2 protein-coding genes are annotated in these 2036 nt (G+C 38.2%); both read right to left on the minus strand.

The window, feature by feature from the left end; translation table 11 throughout:
* Nucleotides 1–338 precede the first annotated feature (338 nt).
* On the minus strand, nucleotides 339–1592 hold the full coding sequence (gene tyrS / locus FFM59_RS09885; protein WP_137602851.1) for a tyrosine--tRNA ligase: 1254 nt from the start codon (nucleotides 1590–1592) through the stop codon (nucleotides 339–341).
* A 210-nt stretch (nucleotides 1593–1802) separates the two neighbouring features.
* Nucleotides 1803–2036, minus strand: a 234-nt coding sequence (locus tag FFM59_RS10240) for a hypothetical protein (RefSeq protein ID WP_225420349.1), incomplete at its 5' end; no start/stop codon positions are given.

A 2036-nucleotide genomic window follows, 5' to 3' on the forward strand; every position in this document is an offset into this window, starting at 1 on the left:
GTCGAAACTTTATTCAGTTTTCAAAGATCTACTTGGTCATTGCTAAACTTCGTTAGCAGCAACGTTATATATATTACCTGATTCGCAATTCATTGTCAACCAAGAATTAATATTTATTCTTGTGAAATTCACGTTGATTTCTTTGTTTATCTCTCTGACAACGATTAATAACTATACACTCCAAACCTATGAGCGTCAACCACTTTGCCAACATTTATTTTTTAATTTCATTCGCGCCTAGCGTGTCATTTGCTTGGTTCACAAATCGATGCCGATATAAAAAGCAAGATTCCCACTCAACGTAGAAATCTTGCTTACACAGTATATATAGTAGATTATTATTTTACATTGGCTAAGAAGTACTTCTTCTTACCACGTCGCACAATGACAAACTTGCCATCAAAGGCTGCATTGGGATCAATTTCTGCATCCACATCAACAACCTTTTCACCATTGATTCGAATAGCACCATTTTCAACATCTTCTCGAGCTTGGCGACGAGATTTTTCAATTCCTGTCTCATCCACCAACCATAAAATGATATTTTGTTTCTCAGCACTGACATCCATCGATGGCATATTTTTAAATCCTTGTTCAATTTCAGCAGTGGTTAAATCAGCCACTTCACCGGAGAATAGAGCTGCAGTAATATGTTGCGCTTCAATCACGGCTTGTTTGCCATGAACAAATTCAGTCACTGCCTCTGCCAATCGGCGTTGTGCTTCTCGTTTCTCTGGTTGAGTAGCGACTTTATCTTCTAACTCTTTAATCTCAGCTTCATCGATAAACGTGAAGTATTTGATATATTTAATCACATCACGATCATCTTGGTTAATCCAGAATTGATAAAATTCATAAGGTGTCGTTTTTTCAGGGTCAAGCCAAATAGCTCCACCAGCAGTTTTACCAAATTTGGTACCATCGGCCTTAAGCATTAGCGGAATGGTTAAAGCATGTGCCCGTGCGTCTGGTCCCTCAATCTTATGAATCAAATCAATTCCGGCTGTGATATTTCCCCATTGATCTGCCCCACCAACTTGGAGTTGAACATCTTCAAATTGGAACAAATGTAAGAAATCAACAGATTGTAAAATTTGATAAGTAAATTCGGTAAATGAAATGCCGACTTCTAGACGACTGGAAACGACTTCTTTATTAAGCATCGTGTTAACGTTAAACAATTTTCCGTAGTCACGAAGGAAGTCTAACAAACTGAATTCAGACAACCAATCATAATTATCAACAATGGTGAAATTTTCTGTCCCAAATAATTTTTCCATTTGACCAGACAAAGCTTCCTTGTTGTGTTGGATTTGATCCATCGTTTGCAGGACCCGTTCTGAATTTTTACCAGAAGGATCTCCAATGGCGCCTGTACCACCACCAATTAAAATGACTGGATGGTGACCTTGCAGTTGGAATCGTTTCAACATCATAAATGGAATCAGATGACCAATGTGTAAACTGTCCCCGGTAGGGTCAACCCCACAGTAAAGACCAATCTTCTTTTCGTCAGTTAACTTACGTAAATCATCAATGTCCGTGGTCTGATTAACAGCACCACGCCATTCTAGTTCTTCAATAATATTCATGTTCATCCTCCTAAAATTTGCGAATTGAACAAAAAAATCCCCGATTTCAATAAAGAAATCAGGGACGAATTTATTCCGCGGTACCACCTTGAATAGAAAGTTTTCACCTTCCGCTCGAAGTCAATATCGCGACTAACCGTTCAATTCAAAATGCTCCACAAGTGTAATTCAAAATTAATCATTGGCTAGTTTGCATTTAACACTAGCTTTCTAAATGTCCAAAATAATTTCTACTAATTGCTTCACTGCAATTCTTGATAATTCAATTCTAGCGTGCCCACATCGAGAAGTCAATTCAATCAAATAATAGCTATGCAAATTTCGCTTGGTCTTGGTCATCCACTTGTTGTCCAACTGGACTGACGAATTTTTGGAACGGAGCAAGGAAACACGTTCTTTCAAGGACGTGATGGATTGCTCTTTTTTATTGCCCGAAGGGCTATT

Origin of the sequence: Paucilactobacillus nenjiangensis, assembly GCF_005405445.1 — a bacterium.
Classification (GTDB): Bacteria; Bacillota; Bacilli; order Lactobacillales; family Lactobacillaceae; genus Paucilactobacillus; species Paucilactobacillus nenjiangensis.

What these genes read in the sequence shown, in the direction of transcription:
- tyrS (WP_137602851.1), bottom strand. Translation starts at nt 1,592, where the DNA reads ATGAATATTATTGAAGAACTAGAATGGCGTGGTGCTGTTAATCAGACC.